Consider the following 16,020-nt stretch of genomic DNA (forward strand, 5'->3'; position numbering starts at 1 on the left):
CGGGATGTACCTCCTGCACTTCGCGGGGCGGAGCGATGATCCGCTTGCCGTCGAGAATCGCGGTGATCTGCGCCTCGCTCAGGGTGTTGCCTTCGATGGCCAGCGAGCCGTGAATGGTGCGGATGCGGTTGATGCGCCGCAACCGCAAGGCTTTCGCCTGATCGGTGAGCACGGTGAGCCACCCTAGGCCAAAGCTGATCGCGGCGACCCGGTTCAGGATCTCGGGGGTGATGGTGTAGGGCGGGTTGTATGTGGCTTCTGCGCTCATGCCGAACCTTCCCTGATTCGAGCTTTTATGAATTGACCGTGGTGTGTTGAATTCATTTCAATCTGCATATGGCCCGAGGAACCTTTCTCCATTGAAATGAATTAAATGGGATGGAGCATCAGCTACCCATACTTCTGTTTCCCATGCGATTTCTCCAAGATACCGACCCATAAGGGAACGGTTCGGAAATGCGGTGACATAGACAATTCCCGCTTTGGAATTGGCGAAAAGCTGTGACAGTTCCGCATGCCTTTTGCCGTCCACAGGACCGTGGCTGGCAACGGATTCAACGAGTAACAGCCATTTTCTTTCCGTACAGAACAGAACTACATCAGGCATCTTCCCGTGAGAATCGACACTGACGCCGAGATCGAAAAGCAAAGGAGCATCGAAATATCCCCATTTGTCACCGGTATCGCCAGCATAGATCAGCACACCGCCAGGAACGAATCGAGGTCCGAACTCCTCAATGATGTCTCGTATCAGTTCGCTATGCTCGCCGGGACTCAGGGTGATCTCCTTGCCCTTGGCGATTTTCACGGGAACCCGATTCTGTTCCCGTTTCATTGCGTAACGCGCCGCAAGGGTCTCTTTGTCGGCAAGGTAGGAAGTCAGGTTGTCATGCCACGCTGAAGTGCCAAAGGAACGCAGCAACTCCAGAACGGTATCTTCAATCTGATAAACAGCCTTGGGGCTGTTCACAGGCCGGGCGGGTTTGTCAGGATTGTAGAGTGCGATTCCAGCATCCACGAACTGATGCATGGTTTGCTTCCTGACGGTTTCCCGAGTATTTGGGGCGTAGTCCTTTTGATAGTGCTCACGCGCCCAGTCCATGATGGGCGTTATCCCTATCAGCGGCTTTTCAGACTTCTTCCATTTCTTGCCAGGCGTGAGATTCAGCAATGCAAGAAGACAGAGCGCGGAACGCTCGTTTTGCTGCGCCCTCGGCATTCCAAGAGCTGCCAGGATATTGATTGCCTCACTGATTTGCTTATGGTTTTTATCCTGACTCATACTGCGATTCTCTCCATTTCTTCGTCGATCATTTCCTGGCTCAAATCCCCTTGCTTGATTGCCCATTTTCCGAGTTCAATGAGGGCCTTGCGGCTTGGGTACTTCATAAGTTTGAGATCAGTTGCATTTACTTGTGTGTGGCCGCTAAACCGCCGAAAGTTGTCATCAACTGCCGTCGAATTGAGAAAGACGGCAAGCCCTCTCGCAAGAGTCTCCGTTAGCGGCTCTTTATTGCTATGGAAAACATTGAGGTGATTTTCTAATCCAATCTTTTCCGCTGCATCAAACACGGCAGGGTCGACGACGCTGGCAACAATGCGCCGTTTCTCTTCTTTTGAAGAGAAACGGCGCACCACAGCATAAAAACCTGTTGGATACAGCCATTTTTGCGTTTCCTCGTTACACAAAATCGCGTTTGGCTTTTTCCCTCCTTCTATTGGCCATTGCATGGACTGCCCCTTGAAATGACATGGGTACAACAACGGCACTGTTCTGGCTTCAGGCATGGCTTTCAATTGATCCTTCATGCGAAAATCCACGACCGGGCCAGTTGAAACCTGTATCCCAAGTTGCAAAAGCGAGTGGTTAAATGCTTTCGCATCGTCGAGGAAATCAGCTTCCGGTGTCGCCGGAATATGAATAAAAAGTTCTTTATCATCCTCGCGGACAATTTCCCTGAATTTATAATCAGAAATGGATGTATCGGAGAATGTATCGTCGGTAGAAGTAGAGACAATGACCCCGTTCTGCAGGCCGCCTTTTTCAAGCGCCAAGATGATATTTTCCTGAAGAACCTTGTCTTCCTTAAATGCCTTGTTTCTGGAGCCGAACAGATGAATGCGCCGTACAGCGGCATGTTTCAGTATAAAATCCCGAAAAGGTCGATAGTACGGACCATTGCAAAAGCTCCTTGGAATGATTGCAACCAGATATCCGCCTTTTTCCAGCAGGAGTAAGGACAAGGCAACGAAAGCAGAATACAAATTAACCGTTTCGATTCCCGCAGTGCGAAGAGATGTCCTGTGGCGCGACGCACTGGAAATCTTTTTATATGGAGGATTCATAATGCAGTGCGTATACCTATTCACTATTTCAGGCCACAGGCTATTGAGCGAAGATGTCTTCCTTGATGCTTCAGTAATGAAGTCCTCGGCAAAAACACGCCATGTCACCGAACCACCGTATTTCGCTGCCGTTGCTCCGCACAGATTAAGATTCTTCTCCAAATATGAGCGCATTACGGAGTCTATCTCATAGGCATCTACATCAATATGATAGCCTGTTTTGTTCTTGCAGAGATGTTCGACAAAAGCGGATGTCAGACTGCCGACGCCAGCTCCGGGGTCCAACAACCGTATATTTTGATTTGATGGGGTAGGAAACAATGAAGCCATAAAAGAAGCAATGGCGGCTGGTGTCATGTATTGACCAAAAGCGCTTTTGGTTTCAACCTTGAGCTTGCCGTTTGCAATTTTTCTTGAGGCATCTGCTCGAGATAAAAGATTCGATGGTTCTTTCAGTAATGCTTCAGGCATGTTGAGCCCCCGTTTTCCGCTTGCTTGGTACGCTCATATTCTCGTTCATCCACACATCGATCCGATCCCTGTCAAAACGCCACTGAGTGCCGATCTTGGAGGCTGGAACCTCGCCGCGCTGGGCCATGCCGTAGAGCTTGGTCCGGCTCATCTTGATGTAGCCAGCCAGTTCATCAATGGTCAGCCATTTGTCGATTTTATCCATGACCTCACCGTTCGGAAGAGATTCTTAGTGAAAATTTGATAAAGAAAGATAACCATGGCCATCCATAAAGACAAGAAAAAACAGCATACAGCGTCATTGTCATTGTCATTGTCATTGTCATTGTGGGATTTTTTCCGATTTTTCCGACTCATCCTGCTGCCACCCGGTAAGTAAGGGCCATGAGAACAGACAAGAAAAAAATTTCAGCCGACACCCGACACTTTCTCCGTCTCTCCGGTAAGTAAGCGGGGAAGCAATCAGAAATCACAACGAGGAGCCACTGGCCATGGACATCAACGACCTGTTTGACGGAATCATGAAGAGTATCAACCAGTTTGCCGACGAGATCGCCGAGCAGCGGTTGAAGGAAAAAATGCAGGACACCGGACGAGGTCCGAAGAATGGGGGTAAGAATGCGGAGAATTTTGAGGCGAAAGAGAAGCGGGGTATAACGAACTTCCCGAAAAAGGAGTGATCGGGGCGACAGCGCCGACACCCTGAAAGCGGCGTAAGTCGCTGACAATACGCAGAAAAAGAAAACCCGCCCAATAACCGGACGCGGTTAGTGGACGGGTCTGTCTTTTCTAAATGGTGGAGGTGGCGGGAATCGAACCCGCGTCCGAAAATTTTTCACATCAAGCTTCTACATGCGTAGTCCGTGTTTTAAATTTAACCCTGAGAACTCCCACGAACAGGATTCCCTTCGGGCGATTTCGCTAAGGTTTCGCCTCGCCACCGCGAACAGATATCGAGACTAGCTCACTAAATTAACGTTTCAAGCTCCACATGAGCGATGGAACAAAAAACGTGACAGCAATTAAGCTGCCAGTGCGTATTGAACGTCAGTATCGGCGTTTATACATGATGGGCTTAGTTACGGAGCCAGCCCACTCCGGCATGCCACTTGCGCTTCCAATCCCCGTCGAAACCAGGTCACCCCCATATTCTCAAAGAACTTGCTTTAATTTTTCGCTACAGATGAAGTATCCCACAAACGCCAAAGAAAATAAACAAAATAACTGAATTCCGAGTATTTAGCGCCATAATCGAGAATTTACTTCAACCATCACGATGTTCGCGAATCGCCCGTTCTGACTCGCGAGTCGCCTGTTGACGCTTGAGCGTTTCGCGTTTGTCGTAAAGATGTTTCCCTTTGCCGACACCAACCTCAACCTTGGCTCGGCCACCCTTGAGATAAAGCTTGGTGGCAATCAGGGTATAACCGCGCTCATCCACCCGCTTCGATATTTTTTCGATTTCGAGGCGATGCAGCAGCAGTTTACGTGAACGCGTCGGATCGTGGTTGAAACGATTCCCCTGTTCGTAGACGCTGATATTCATATTGTCGATAAAAGCCTCACCGTTACGAATGCGACAGAACGATTCCTTGAGACTGACTTTGCCGTCACGGATCGATTTGATCTCCGTCCCGGTCAGCACCAGCCCCGCCTCCCAGGTATCTTCAATGAAGTAGTCGTGGTAGGCTTTTTTATTGTTGGCAATAATCTTGATCCCCATAAACTAATTTTCTTCCTCAATGATCGCGGTGATGCGCGGCATGTAACGCTCGTTCGACAAGATCCTTCCGGCAAACTTGATAAGAAGCAGCGATCCGACCAGAAAAACCGTCCCGATCAGCGCGGCGAGCAGATTCGGATCGGCGTTCAGGTGCAACAAACGGCCGATCATTTCTCCACTCGCCGCACCGATCACCAAGGCGATCAGCGGTACAATGTAAAGGATAAATGACGAGCGCAGAAAACTGCCGCTATCGACCGCAAGCCTGACCCGTTGACCGACGGTGGCACCGAGAAGATTGATGGCATCGACCAGCATGGTCTGTTTGTCGTTGCCAGGGTGACAGGCTTCAGCCGAGACGCAATGTTCGCACATGCTGTTGCGGCAACAAAGAATAGTGGCCACCCCGGCATCTTTGAGTTCGGCGACCGTGCCGTATTCTTCCATCATCGTGAAATACTACCTTGTCCTGTAAGTTGATTACGCCCGTGCAGATAAAGCGCCTTGACTTCAGCGTCACGCCCCGGCGCGGTTAAAAAATCTTCCACTTCGGTCAAGCGGGGTAACGCCGCCGGACGCAAGACCTGAAAGTGGGTGCCCCACCCTGCGGCCAGCCGCCCCAACTCACCCACCAGACCGAGGGCCGCCGCACCGTTGATGGTGGCCATGGCGAGCAGCGCGGGCGAATCGAGTTCGCCGTTGAACCAAGTGCGGGCAAAAGCGAGTTCATCCCAGATCGAAAGACTGTCGTTGCTGGCCAGACTGTCCGTGCCGAGCGCCAGTCTGATCCCGGCCCGGTGCATGGCACCTGCCGGCGCTTTACCAACGTGCAGCCGATGATTCGATCGGGGGCAGAGAACCACGCTGGCGCGGGCGGCGGCGATGGCCTGGATATCCGCCGTCGTAACCTGCACGGCATGGATCAGCAACGTCCGGGAGGAGAGTTGACCACATGATGCCAACCAGGTCAACGGTGTTTTTGCGGTGGCGATTGGCATGGTATCGCGCCAGCCGACAAAGGGATAAAATTTATCGATCAGCGGACCGGTTGCCGTCTGCAAAAATTCGACCTCATCGCTCGACTCGGCAAGATGGATCGCCAGGGGTAACTTTTTCTCGGTCGCCAACGTCATCACGTTGGCAAGAAATTCAGCGCTGATCGTATAGGGTGCGTGAGGGGATAACGCTGGCAACAGCGCCCCATAGTGCGCATCAAGGAGCGCTGTTACGGAGGACAAGAGCTGATGGTTACGCGCCGGATCGCGGCCGAGGATTTCAAAAAAGACCCGCCCCAGCATGGGGGTGTCGAGATAAGCTGAGCGGGCCCAAAAGGAAGACAAGATGTCACCGATGGCACCAACGCCCGATTGCAGCGACGCGCGCAGGCCGGTTGCTACCGCTGGCGCGAACGCCTCACGTGCAATCTGGCGCTTGACGCGCACCATACGCAACATCCAGTCAACAAAAGTTGGTGAGGTGCCTTTTTCATTAAACAGACGCGCCCATTCGGGGAAAAGCGTCAGTTCGAGGTGGGTATGGGCATTAACCAGTGGCGGGAGGATGATGGCGTCGCCAAAGTCGGTGATCCGCGCTGCGGGATAATCCTTGCGCAAGGCGGAACGGGCCCCGACGGCGACGATCCGCCCGGCGTTCGCCACCAGGGCACCATCGCAGATCGACGGCTGACCGGGGGTGTAGAGAATTCGGGCTTGATAAAGCTGCTCCACGCTGGCACCAGATTCTAAAGTGGTTGCGACAGGGTGTGATTGTCAAGCAAACGGGTATTGCCGACCTTGACAGCCATCAACATCACCGCCTCCCCTTCTGTCACAATTTTGGTCACAGGCCGGAGGGTCACGGCGTCACGGATTTCAATATAATCAATCGTCGCCAGTGGCTCGCGACGAATTCGGTCAGTGGCTAGCGCAATCAAACTTTGGGCATCCTGTTGGCCACTTTGCAGACCGGCGGCAGCGATCCGCAACGCATCAATCAGCGCCAGCGCCTGATTGCGTTCCTCCGTCGAAAGATAGACGTTGCGGGAACTCATCGCCAGACCGTCAGCTTCGCGGACAATCGGCATCCCAACGATCTCAACCGGCAGATTCAGATCGCTGGTCATGCGCCGGATCACCGCCAGTTGCTGAAAGTCCTTCTGCCCGAACAGGGCGACATCCGGCTGAACAATATTAAAGAGTTTACACACAACCGTTGTGACCCCGCGAAAATGCCCCGGACGGTTCGCTCCGCACAGCCCCTCGGTCACCCCCTCGACAGTGACATAGGTGGCGTAATGTAGCGGATACATTATCTCCGGAGTCGGCAAAAAAACCAGATCGACTCCCGCTTCAGCGGCCACGGCAAGATCCCGTTCGAGATCACGCGGATAGCTCGCCAGATCCTCATTCGGTCCGAACTGGGTGGGGTTGACAAAGATCGAGAGGATCAGCAACTCACCGCGCTCTCGCCCGGCGCGCAGCAGGCTGAGATGCCCTTCGTGGAGATAGCCCATGGTCGGGACAAAGGCAATGGTCTGTCCGGCACGCCGGGCGGCCAGGCACCGTTGCTGCATTGCAGCGGCGTCCGCGATTGTTTCAAGAGATGGTGTCGTCATGATTTAAAAGCTGTGTTCGTCGTCAGGGAAGGTTCCCTGTTTGACGTCGTTGATATAGGCCTGGGCGCTGTCACTGATGATTTGGGCAACATCACTGTAGCGCTTGACAAATTTGGGGGAGTATTTTTCACACAGACCGAGGATATCGTGAATCACCAGCACCTGACCATCGCACGCGACACCGGCACCGATGCCGATCGTCGGAATCGTCAATTCAGCGGTGATTTCAGCAGCCAGCGCCGCCGGGATCCCTTCCAGGACAATGGCACAAGCGCCAGCGTCCTCAACTGCGCGGGCGTCAGCGCGCAACTGTGCGGCCTGGACATCTTCACGCCCCTGCACCCGATAGCCGCCCATGCGATGGATCGATTGCGGCGTCAGACCGATATGCCCGACAACCGGAATATCGATGGCGGTCAGCGCGGCGATAGTCGCGGCGATATTGGTCCCCCCTTCAAGCTTGACCGCCTGGGCCCCACCCTCCTTGATCAGCCGTCCGGCATTGCGCCGGGCAGCGGCGCAGTCAACCTGATAGGACATGAATGGCATATCAGCGACAATCAACGCATTGGTCGAGCCGCGCACCACCGCGCGGGTGTGATAGATCATCTCCTCCATCGTCACCGGCAGGGTATTATCGTACCCGGCCACCACCGAACCGAGCGAATCTCCGACCAGCAGAACATCGATCCCAGCCTGGTCGAGCAGCCGCGCGAAGGGATAATCGTAGGCAGTCAAGACGGTGATTTTTTCACCGGCACTTTTCATTCGTTGTAAATCAAGAATCGTCTTTGGCTTCATAATCGCAACCTGTCGAATTTAATGTTATGACTGTCAGGGAACGGCAGCGCTAAAGCTATATCATCCACCAGAAAACTGTCCAGACTTTTTTGCCTGCAGTTTATTCGATCACAAGCGATCGAAAAGCGGCCAGAAGAACCGTAAAGGGATGCAAATTTGCTGCTGGTGCGGTGCGCACATCCTTCAGCAGGCGCAGATAGTTGCGTTCACTGCGGCGGCGGAGCGCGCAGTAGGCATCCAGATTGCCGTTGTTTTTGGTAATCACCTGACGCGACAACTGATAGAGTGTTGCACGAAAATCATCCGTCAACAACTCTGCTGCCCGCTGTTCCCAGCGATCAGCTTTGCGGCTTGCGATCAGGGGCACGATTTCGGTGATGGCAAAGCGCCGAGTGATTTCATTGACCATATTGGCCGCTGTATAAAAATCACAGGAAACTGCCGTTGCCAGCTCAGCAACATCAATAAAGTCAACGAACAGTGGCAGACACGCCAGCACCCGGGCCTGTTCATCAGAAAAACCTTCAGTGCACAGGCGTTCAGCTTCGGCGCGGTAATTTTCCCAATCATCCGCAGCGATGACCCCACCGAGACTTTTGGCATATTCAGCCAGCAATGTGCTCTGCCGTTCGATTTCAGCGGTCGAAAAATTCAAGACCTCCCCGTTATTCAGGGTGCGGCGACAGAGTTCATAAAGAAGTTGTTCCAGACGCAGCAGAACTTCGTGCTGACGCTCCGCCGGCATCCGGTAATCACCGGCGTAGATCGCGGCGCGCAATTCATCTCCGTTAATCACTGCATCAAAAAGCAAATAACGCTCGGCAACATCGAATGCGCTGGCATCGGTTTCACGCATCAGATCAAAAATGATCGAACTTCCGGCCTGATCAATTATGTTATTTGTCAACACGGTGGCAATAATCTCACAACACAGGGGATGGTGCGCAAACTCGTTGGCAAAGCGTTGCTGAATCGGTGCCGGAAAGTAACTGTCCAGAATCGGTCGATACACCGGTTGATCAAGGACGCCGGAGTCAATCAGGGTATGAAAAAGGTGCATCTTTGCATAGGCCATCAGAATTGCGAGTTCCGGTCGTTCGAAACGCCGCCGGTCACGGGCCATGATAACTTTGGCGGGCGGAATTGACTCTCCCTTGCGATCCATCACCCCGCCCCGGTCCAAACGTTCGGCCAGGGCAAGATGTCGCTCAGGATAGGCACTGCATCGCTTCAGTTCGAGCGAAAGCGACAGGCTCTGACGATAATTGTTGCGCAACACCATGGCGCAAACGATATCTGTCACGTCGGCCAGCACCCGGTTACGCTCGGCACTGTCGGCCAACTGCGCATGCACGGTCGGTTGCAGCATCAGAATTTTCAGATTGACTTCATGGTCGGAACAATCAACACCGGCTGAATTGTCGATGGCGTCGGTATTAATCCTTCCGCCATGACTGGCATATTCAACCCGCGCACGTTGGGTCATGCCAAGATTCCCCCCCTCGCCGATAACTTTCGCCTGCAATTCGGAGGCATTGACACGCACATTATCGTTGGTGCGATCGCCAACCATGTCATTCGTTTCATCGCTTGCCTTGACATAGGTTCCAATCCCGCCGTTCCAGAGCAAATCGACCTCTGCGCTGAGCAGCTTGCTGATCAGGCTGTTGGCATCAAGCGATTCATGACGAATATTCAACCAGCGTCGCACCTCGGCAGAGAGGGGGATATCTTTGGCGTGCCGGGGGTAAACCCCGCCACCGGGAGAAATCAGTGCAGCGGAATAATCTTCCCAGCTGGAACGCGGCAGCTGAAAGAGCCGTTGTCGCTCACGCCAGCTGCTGGCAGGATCGGGGTTCGGATCGAGAAATATATGCCGATGATCGAACGCCGCCCGCAGTTGAACTGTTTTTGACAGCAACATGCCGTTACCAAAAACATCGCCACTCATGTCACCGATACCGACAACACTGATCGGGGCAACTTCAGGATTGATCCCGATCTCGCGAAAGTGGGTTTTGACACATTCCCATGCGCCACGCGCCGTGATCGCCAGCTCCTTGTGATCGTAACCGTGCGAACCGCCGCTGGCGAAGGCATCATCAAGCCAGAAACCGTATGCTGCGGAAATAGCGTTGGCGGTGTCGGAAAGATGGGCGGTTCCCTTGTCGGCCGCGACCACCAGATAGGGATCGGTATCATCGTAGGCAACGATCCCTGCCGGGCGGACAATCTCCTTCCCGACCCGATTGTCGGTCAGGTCAAGGAGTCCGCGCATAAGCCGCTGATACGCCGCACTGGAGAGTCGCGCGCCACTCTCGCGATCCGACCATTCTTCCTTGACCACAAACCCGCCTTTCGATCCAACCGGAACGATCAACGCATTTTTGGTCATCTGGGTTTTCATCAAACCAAGGATTTCCGTGCGAAAATCATCGGGGCGATCGGACCAGCGAATCCCTCCCCGGGCAACACGTCCACCGCGCAGGTGGATCCCCTCCATTGACGCGGAATGAACATAAATTTCGTAAAGTGGTCGCGGTGCAGGCATTTCGATAATGCCGATAGCACTGATTTTGAAAGCAAAGAAATAATCATCACTGTCGATCCGGTTGAAATAATTTGTTCTGACGGTCGAATCGATCAAGTTGAACAGTGCGCGCAAAATCGTATCTTCGTTGACATCGGCAACAGCATTCAGGGCAGACAGCAGTTCCAGCCGCAGCGGCATGAGTGCTTCTTCCTCGCGCACAGCCGGATCGGACCAGCGGGGTTCATCCTTGAACCTGGCGGCAAAGTATGCAAAGAGCAGCTTCGCCACCTGGGGATTCCTGATCAGTGAAAATGCCACCCGTTTTTTGGTGAACGGGTTCCCCAGCTGGAAGTAATAATTGCGATAACCGCGAAAAACATCGATCGCCCGCCAGTCCAGTCCGGTGGGGAGCAGGAGTCGATTGAGATAGTCATTTTCTACCGCACCTGCACGCAGGGCGTGAAGGATTTCGAGCAATCTCTTGCGGACCGGTCCGATCGCCCCGCCAGATGATGCTTCACGGAGTTTGAAGCTTTTGATATACAGTTTTTGCGCCGGGTGGGAAACCTCGAAGTCAACCTCGTCGATAACACTGATCCCGAGATTTTCCAGTAGCGGAAAGAGGGTATTCAGGTCGTGCTCGGACACACTGTAAAACTGGAGTCGAAAGTACGACTCAGCGGCGAGAAATGGCCCCCAGAGATCGAAACGATCCTGCTGATCTGCTGCTACGCGTTCAAGCTGGACGATATCACGCACCGCGAAACGTGGATGAATGGTCTGCCGGTATTCAGTACAGAAAGCCCCAACATAACGGGAATTTATCAGGTGACCGTGGTCCTCGCCGTAATGGCGCTGTAACAGCATTTGCAGTTTGAGCGGCCAGGGGCGGGTGAGATGGGTTAACGCATATTCGATGCGGTGAATATCCAGTTGCTGTGGAACTTCAGGCACGTAAGCGTGAAGCTGAAATGACAGATAGTCCGCCGTCGGTCGCGGCATGCGCGAGCGCATGTACTCAGCTTTTAGCGTGCGGCGCAGAAATCCCTCGATTTTCAAACGATTCTGCTCAGAGTAAAATTCGCGCGGCAACATGATCAGAAACGACAGCCCGCTGACCGCCAGACTGCGCGTGACAATAATTTTTACGGAACGATAACGATAAAGATAGACAAACGATTTGATCAGGGTAAGCAGATCCTCATCACTTAACTGAAAAAGCTCAGCCTTGGGAAAGTCGTTCAGGATGTCGCTCGACTTGCGATAATCGTACGAACCGACGGCAAGTTTGAGGGTATTTAACGCTGCGCCAATGCGCCGCCGAAGAACAGGTACGCTGTCGATCTGATCATCAAAGGATTGTGCGGTAAAGAATCCGCAGAATATGTGCTCATGAACACCGGCATCATCAGCCACACGCAAGCCCAGATAGATGAGTGGTTCCGGGCGGCAAACCGGGCTTTGAAGCTCAAGCTCTTCGATCACCAGATGACGGTCGCGGTGCAGAAACGAGGTCATCATTGCCATCCTGTCCTGTGCCTCCAGTTCAGGAGCGGGCCAAAGCTCGGGACCTCGCCCGGCCGCCGTATCTTCCGCAATAAATTCGGCATTATCAGCAGTAACCAGCAAAGAACGGTATTGCAGCGGCACAAAATTATCTGCGCACATCCATTTCAGCAACTCCCTGCTTTCCTTGGTTGGCAGCTGCGTAGCCAGTTTTTTCAGCAGTTGATAATGTGACTGCCGGTTGCGAGCCACGTCAAGGGTTTGCTCAATGACCTGTTCAAGTCGAAGGGTCAGTTCACGCGAAATCAAATCGTCATGGCAGAGAAGTTCGATCAACTGCAGGGACTCCTGGGATCCGGATCCTCCTTGCGAAGACAAGCGGGTGACCTGACCATGCGCCCGGGCCACGGTCAGAATCGGATGACAGACAACACGAAACGGGATCCCCTCGCGATTCAGCAACATCTGGCTGGAATCAAGCAGATACGGGGCATCGACAGCATTAACCATCAGCAGAGGATAGCGCGTGGTGCAGGCTCCGGGAATGATGCAGACGTGGACATGCTGCTCCCGCGCAGAAAAAAACCGGTCAATACGTGAAAAGATTTTAGCGAGCAGGGAGGGATCCAGCCGCTGGAAATATGCGGCTGGAGTAAACGCGATGAGATGATGAAACAATGCCTGCTGTAAATCGCTGAACCCGGTTCCCGGAAAAGCTTCTACTTCCCTGGTAATGCGATCGATTTCAGGGGAATGGCGGTCATTGTCGTGTGCAATAAAAATGTTTGGAGTCGACATACGTTTCACCCTTCAACCGGTTGATTTATGAGTGTTTTCGATTTTGGCCTGCCCTTTAAGCGCTGCGATTAAAAGGTGCAGACGTTGTGCTAACGCCAGTTCGGTCATCATACGGCAAATTTTCGGAGTGGCTTCATCAAGGGTCAATGGTCGTGGCTCCTGACGCTCTTCAACCTTCAGCAAATGGAGCCCGAACGCAGTCGCGACGATGTCACTGACCACTCCAGGCTGCAGAGTAAAGGCGACAGCGGCGAAATCCGGATCGACATCGGAACTTGAAATAAAACCGAGGCTGCCCCCATTGACGGTGCTTGGGCAGTGCGAATGCAGCGATGCCAACTCGGCAAAATCGTCGGTTTGCGCCTTTATTCTGAGCGCTTCAATTTTAGCTTGCGCGGCGGCGCGATTATCGTCCTCGATGCGAATCAAAATGTGACGAACATGCACCTTGGGTACTGTTTGCAGCGCATCACGGTGCTCCTGATAAAACTCGGCGATGGCCTCGGCAGTCGCTTCGGGCAGTTCGTTGCGCAGTCGATCATACAACTGATGAACCGCCAGATCCTGCCGGGTCATGCGAAAATATTCCATCGGGGAGATCCCTGCATCGGCGAGAAAGCTGGCAAACGCATCGGGCGAAGGAAAGGTGCTGACAATCTTGTCAATCTCGACGTCAGTTTCTTCGTTGGTCGGCACGATACCACGCGCCATCGCTTCTTCAAAAAGCAGCTCTCGCGCAACGAGATTCTCCTGAACCCGTTGCTGAAGATCTTGCTGCACCAGCGGCGGTAGCGCAGAGAACTTTTTACCCTGCTCATTCAGGGCGAATCCGTTAAGCGCATTGGCATAATCACGCTCCAGAATCGGTTTACCGTTAACTGAAATGATTGTCTTCACGTGGATGCCTTTTCACTGTACTGCAATTGCATTACTCAGGGCAGCAAACTCTTCGAGGGTGAGGGTCTCTCCCCTGCGCTGCGGATCGATGGCAACTTCCATCAAGGCACTGTCGAGCAGGGCAGCGTCGATATCGAGCAGACGCAGGGCATTGCGCAGCGTTTTGCGGCGCTGGTTAAACGCCGCCCTTACTACTTTACGAAACAGACCCGCATTGGTCAAATGGGCTCTCGGTTTTGCCAGAGGAGTAAAAGCCAGAACGACTGAATGAACTTTAGGGGACGGGATAAACGCCGTGGGCGCAACGGAGCAAACCTGCTCAATCGAAAAATGGAGTTGACTGAAGATCGACAACACACCGTAATTCTTGGTTCCGGGACTCGCCCGGATACGGTCGCCAACCTCCTTTTGAAACATGAGCACCAGACGCTTGAAGACATCACGATGCTCGATAATTTTGAAAAGAATCGGGGTTGAAATATTATAGGGCAGATTGGCAACCAGCACGTAGGGCGGGTTACGCAGCAATTGATCCCACTGAAGTAACAGAGCGTCCCCTTCATGAACCAGCAACCGGGGGTCATGTCGTTCCTTGAGCCGGGCAAGCAGGTCGCGATCAACCTCCATGACCTCGACCTGCCCGGCAGCGTGCAGCAACTCATCGGTCAATGCGCCCAGACCGGGACCAATTTCCAGTGCTCGATCCGCAGTTGTCAGGAGCGCTGCAGTTACTATTTTGCGCACAATATTCTGGTCGCGCAAAAAGTTCTGTCCAAAACGTTTTTTATGCCGGTAATCGGACATCAGCTTTAAAGACGCCGCCGGGGACGAGGCCAACGGGGAATGCGGGCTTGTTTAAGTAACGGCAAAAGCCGCAGGGTCAAGGCATAGGTGATCACATAAGAAAGACTGGCAAAGAGCAAACTGCCAAGAGCAAGAGCAAGAATCACATCAGAACCCATCTGACACAGGGTGTGATAGGATAATTCCTGCGGCATTCCAACACGATTCAAACCAAGCAAAACACGACCTGTTTCATATTCAGCGGCATAAATAAAAGGCGCGGTCAGCGGGTTGGTGATCCAGACGCCGAGAACCGCAGCAAGCTTGTTTTCACGGAGCAGCATGGCAAAAAAAATCGCAATCAGCATCTGCAAACCGAAGGTGGGGGTCATGCCGATAAAGATGCCGAGCGCAAACCCGCGAGCGATATCATTCGGCGTGCCGTGCAACCGTATAAATCGCAACAGATTCAGTTTGAACTGGCGAATAATGGACCACCGACGCCACATAACAGACGATTCCGATCAGAGATTTAAACGATCGAGCGGCCAGTTGGCGACCGCGTTAATTTCCAGCGGGCTGTGCTGCCCGTTTTCCAGGTAATAATCACCGGCGACAGCCAGCATGGCGGCATTGTCACCGCAAAACTGCGGCGCGGGAAAAATAATCTCCACCTGAAGCTCGGCGGCCAACTGTCGCATCCCGTCGCGCAAGCCACTGTTACACGCGACCCCGCCGACAACAACCATGCGCTGCAGACCGGTTTTATGCAAGGCACGCCGGGATTTGTGACACAGCACTTCAACCACCGCGGCCTGAAAACTGGCGGCAAGATCGGCCAGTTGGTCATTGGTGGCAGGCATGCCTTGTTTCTCGACATAAAGCCTGACTGCGGTCTTCATGCCACTGAAGCTGAAATCCAGATTATCCCGATGGAGTATCGGTCGTGGAAAATCGATTGCTGCCGGGTTGCCTTGTGCCGCCAATTGATCGATCAGGATCCCCCCTGGATACCCCAGCCCGAGAAGTTTGGCGATTTTATCAAAAGCCTCTCCCGCTGCATCGTCCAGAGTACGGCCAAGAATCTGGTAATGACCGATGCCGTCGACGCGGTAAAGATGGGTATGCCCCCCGGACACGGCAAGTGCCAGAAAAGGGAATTCGACCCGTCCTTCGAGCAACGGCGCCAGAATGTGCCCCTCTATGTGATGAACACCGACCAACGGAAGCTGACGGCCAACGGCCAACGCTTTGGCGAATGAAAGTCCCACCAGCAAAGCCCCGATCAGCCCTGGGCCGCGCGTTACCACGATCCCCTCAATCTCGCTCAAAGAAATATTTGCCGTCGCCAGAGCCTCTGCGACAACCACATTGATCGCTTCGACATGTTTACGTGCCGCCAACTCCGGAACAACGCCGCCGAAACGGGAGTGGAGGTCAATTTGCGAGGCAACGATGTTCGCCATAACTTCGCGACCGTCTTTCACGATCGCGGCAGCGGTTTCATCGCACGAGCTTTCCAGGGCAAGAGTCAACATGACAAGTGTA

Annotated in this window: 15 protein-coding genes and 1 other RNA gene; 2 read left to right on the forward strand and 14 right to left on the reverse strand. The window is 53.3% G+C overall.

Annotated features, from left to right (window positions below; genetic code table 11):
* Positions 1-4 precede the first annotated feature (4 nt).
* Positions 5-187 (forward strand): hypothetical protein, encoded by a 183-nt coding sequence (locus K0A93_08030; protein ID MBW6512047.1) that lies wholly within the window; start codon positions 5-7, stop codon positions 185-187.
* Between the two features lie 138 nt (positions 188-325).
* On the opposite strand, the gene K0A93_08035 is transcribed toward K0A93_08030, so the two are convergent.
* The 3 genes from K0A93_08035 to K0A93_08045 are packed head-to-tail and all read right to left on the reverse strand — an operon-like array spanning position 326 to position 3,022.
* Complete coding sequence (locus tag K0A93_08035; GenBank protein ID MBW6512048.1) at positions 326-1,282, reverse strand: hypothetical protein; 957 nt, start codon at positions 1,280-1,282, stop codon at positions 326-328.
* Positions 1,279-2,817, reverse strand: a complete 1,539-nt coding sequence (locus K0A93_08040) for an Eco57I restriction-modification methylase domain-containing protein (GenBank protein MBW6512049.1) — start codon at positions 2,815-2,817, stop codon at positions 1,279-1,281. The genes K0A93_08035 and K0A93_08040 overlap by 4 nt, the downstream gene beginning before the upstream one ends.
* Positions 2,810-3,022, reverse strand: coding sequence for a helix-turn-helix domain-containing protein (locus K0A93_08045; GenBank protein ID MBW6512050.1), 213 nt, complete (start codon positions 3,020-3,022; stop codon positions 2,810-2,812). Before K0A93_08045 ends, K0A93_08040 begins: the two co-directional genes overlap by 8 nt.
* A 286-nt stretch (positions 3,023-3,308) precedes the next feature.
* Between K0A93_08045 and K0A93_08050 the strand changes: the two genes are divergently transcribed.
* On the forward strand, positions 3,309-3,497 hold the full coding sequence (locus tag K0A93_08050; protein ID MBW6512051.1) for a hypothetical protein: 189 nt from the start codon (positions 3,309-3,311) through the stop codon (positions 3,495-3,497).
* Between the two features lie 114 nt (positions 3,498-3,611).
* On the opposite strand, the gene ssrA is transcribed toward K0A93_08050, so the two are convergent.
* The 11 genes from ssrA to tsaD all read right to left on the reverse strand — a co-directional run bounded on the left by ssrA (position 3,612) and on the right by tsaD (position 16,010).
* Positions 3,612-3,963, reverse strand: a transfer-messenger RNA (tmRNA) gene (gene ssrA, locus K0A93_08055).
* Positions 3,964-4,081: 118 nt separating this feature from the next.
* The gene (gene smpB / locus K0A93_08060; protein ID MBW6512052.1) at positions 4,082-4,540 is read right to left on the reverse strand and encodes an SsrA-binding protein SmpB; all 459 of its coding nucleotides are present in this window, start codon (positions 4,538-4,540) and stop codon (positions 4,082-4,084) included.
* A 3-nt stretch (positions 4,541-4,543) separates the two neighbouring features.
* Complete coding sequence (locus K0A93_08065) at positions 4,544-4,990, reverse strand: SoxR reducing system RseC family protein (protein MBW6512053.1); 447 nt, start codon at positions 4,988-4,990, stop codon at positions 4,544-4,546.
* Positions 4,987-6,267: an amidohydrolase family protein gene (locus K0A93_08070; protein ID MBW6512054.1), complete on the reverse strand. Its 1,281-nt coding sequence runs from the start codon at positions 6,265-6,267 to the stop codon at positions 4,987-4,989. Before K0A93_08070 ends, K0A93_08065 begins: the two co-directional genes overlap by 4 nt.
* Positions 6,268-6,281: 14 nt before the next feature.
* On the reverse strand, positions 6,282-7,154 hold the full coding sequence (gene panC, locus K0A93_08075) for a pantoate--beta-alanine ligase (GenBank protein ID MBW6512055.1): 873 nt from the start codon (positions 7,152-7,154) through the stop codon (positions 6,282-6,284).
* Between the two features lie 3 nt (positions 7,155-7,157).
* Positions 7,158-7,958 carry a 3-methyl-2-oxobutanoate hydroxymethyltransferase gene (panB, locus tag K0A93_08080; GenBank protein ID MBW6512056.1) on the reverse strand — a complete coding sequence of 267 codons (801 nt, stop codon included), beginning with the start codon at positions 7,956-7,958 and terminating at the stop codon, positions 7,158-7,160.
* A gap of 97 nt (positions 7,959-8,055) precedes the next feature.
* Entirely contained in the window at positions 8,056-12,792 is a 4,737-nt protein-coding gene (locus K0A93_08085) for an NAD-glutamate dehydrogenase (protein ID MBW6512057.1), read from the reverse strand.
* Positions 12,793-12,804: 12 nt separating this feature from the next.
* Positions 12,805-13,689 (reverse strand): peptidylprolyl isomerase, encoded by an 885-nt coding sequence (locus K0A93_08090; protein ID MBW6512058.1) that lies wholly within the window; start codon positions 13,687-13,689, stop codon positions 12,805-12,807.
* A gap of 12 nt (positions 13,690-13,701) precedes the next feature.
* Entirely contained in the window at positions 13,702-14,493 is a 792-nt protein-coding gene (gene rsmA, locus K0A93_08095; protein MBW6512059.1) for a 16S rRNA (adenine(1518)-N(6)/adenine(1519)-N(6))-dimethyltransferase RsmA, read from the reverse strand.
* Positions 14,494-14,498: 5 nt separating this feature from the next.
* Positions 14,499-14,981 (reverse strand): DUF2062 domain-containing protein, encoded by a 483-nt coding sequence (locus tag K0A93_08100; GenBank protein ID MBW6512060.1) that lies wholly within the window; start codon positions 14,979-14,981, stop codon positions 14,499-14,501.
* Between the two features lie 15 nt (positions 14,982-14,996).
* Positions 14,997-16,010, reverse strand: coding sequence for a tRNA (adenosine(37)-N6)-threonylcarbamoyltransferase complex transferase subunit TsaD (gene tsaD, locus K0A93_08105; GenBank protein MBW6512061.1), 1,014 nt, complete (start codon positions 16,008-16,010; stop codon positions 14,997-14,999).
* Between the last annotated feature and the right edge of the window lie 10 nt (positions 16,011-16,020).

The organism is Desulfuromonadaceae bacterium (assembly GCA_019429445.1).
GTDB lineage: Bacteria > Desulfobacterota > Desulfuromonadia > Desulfuromonadales > JAHYIW01 > JAHYIW01.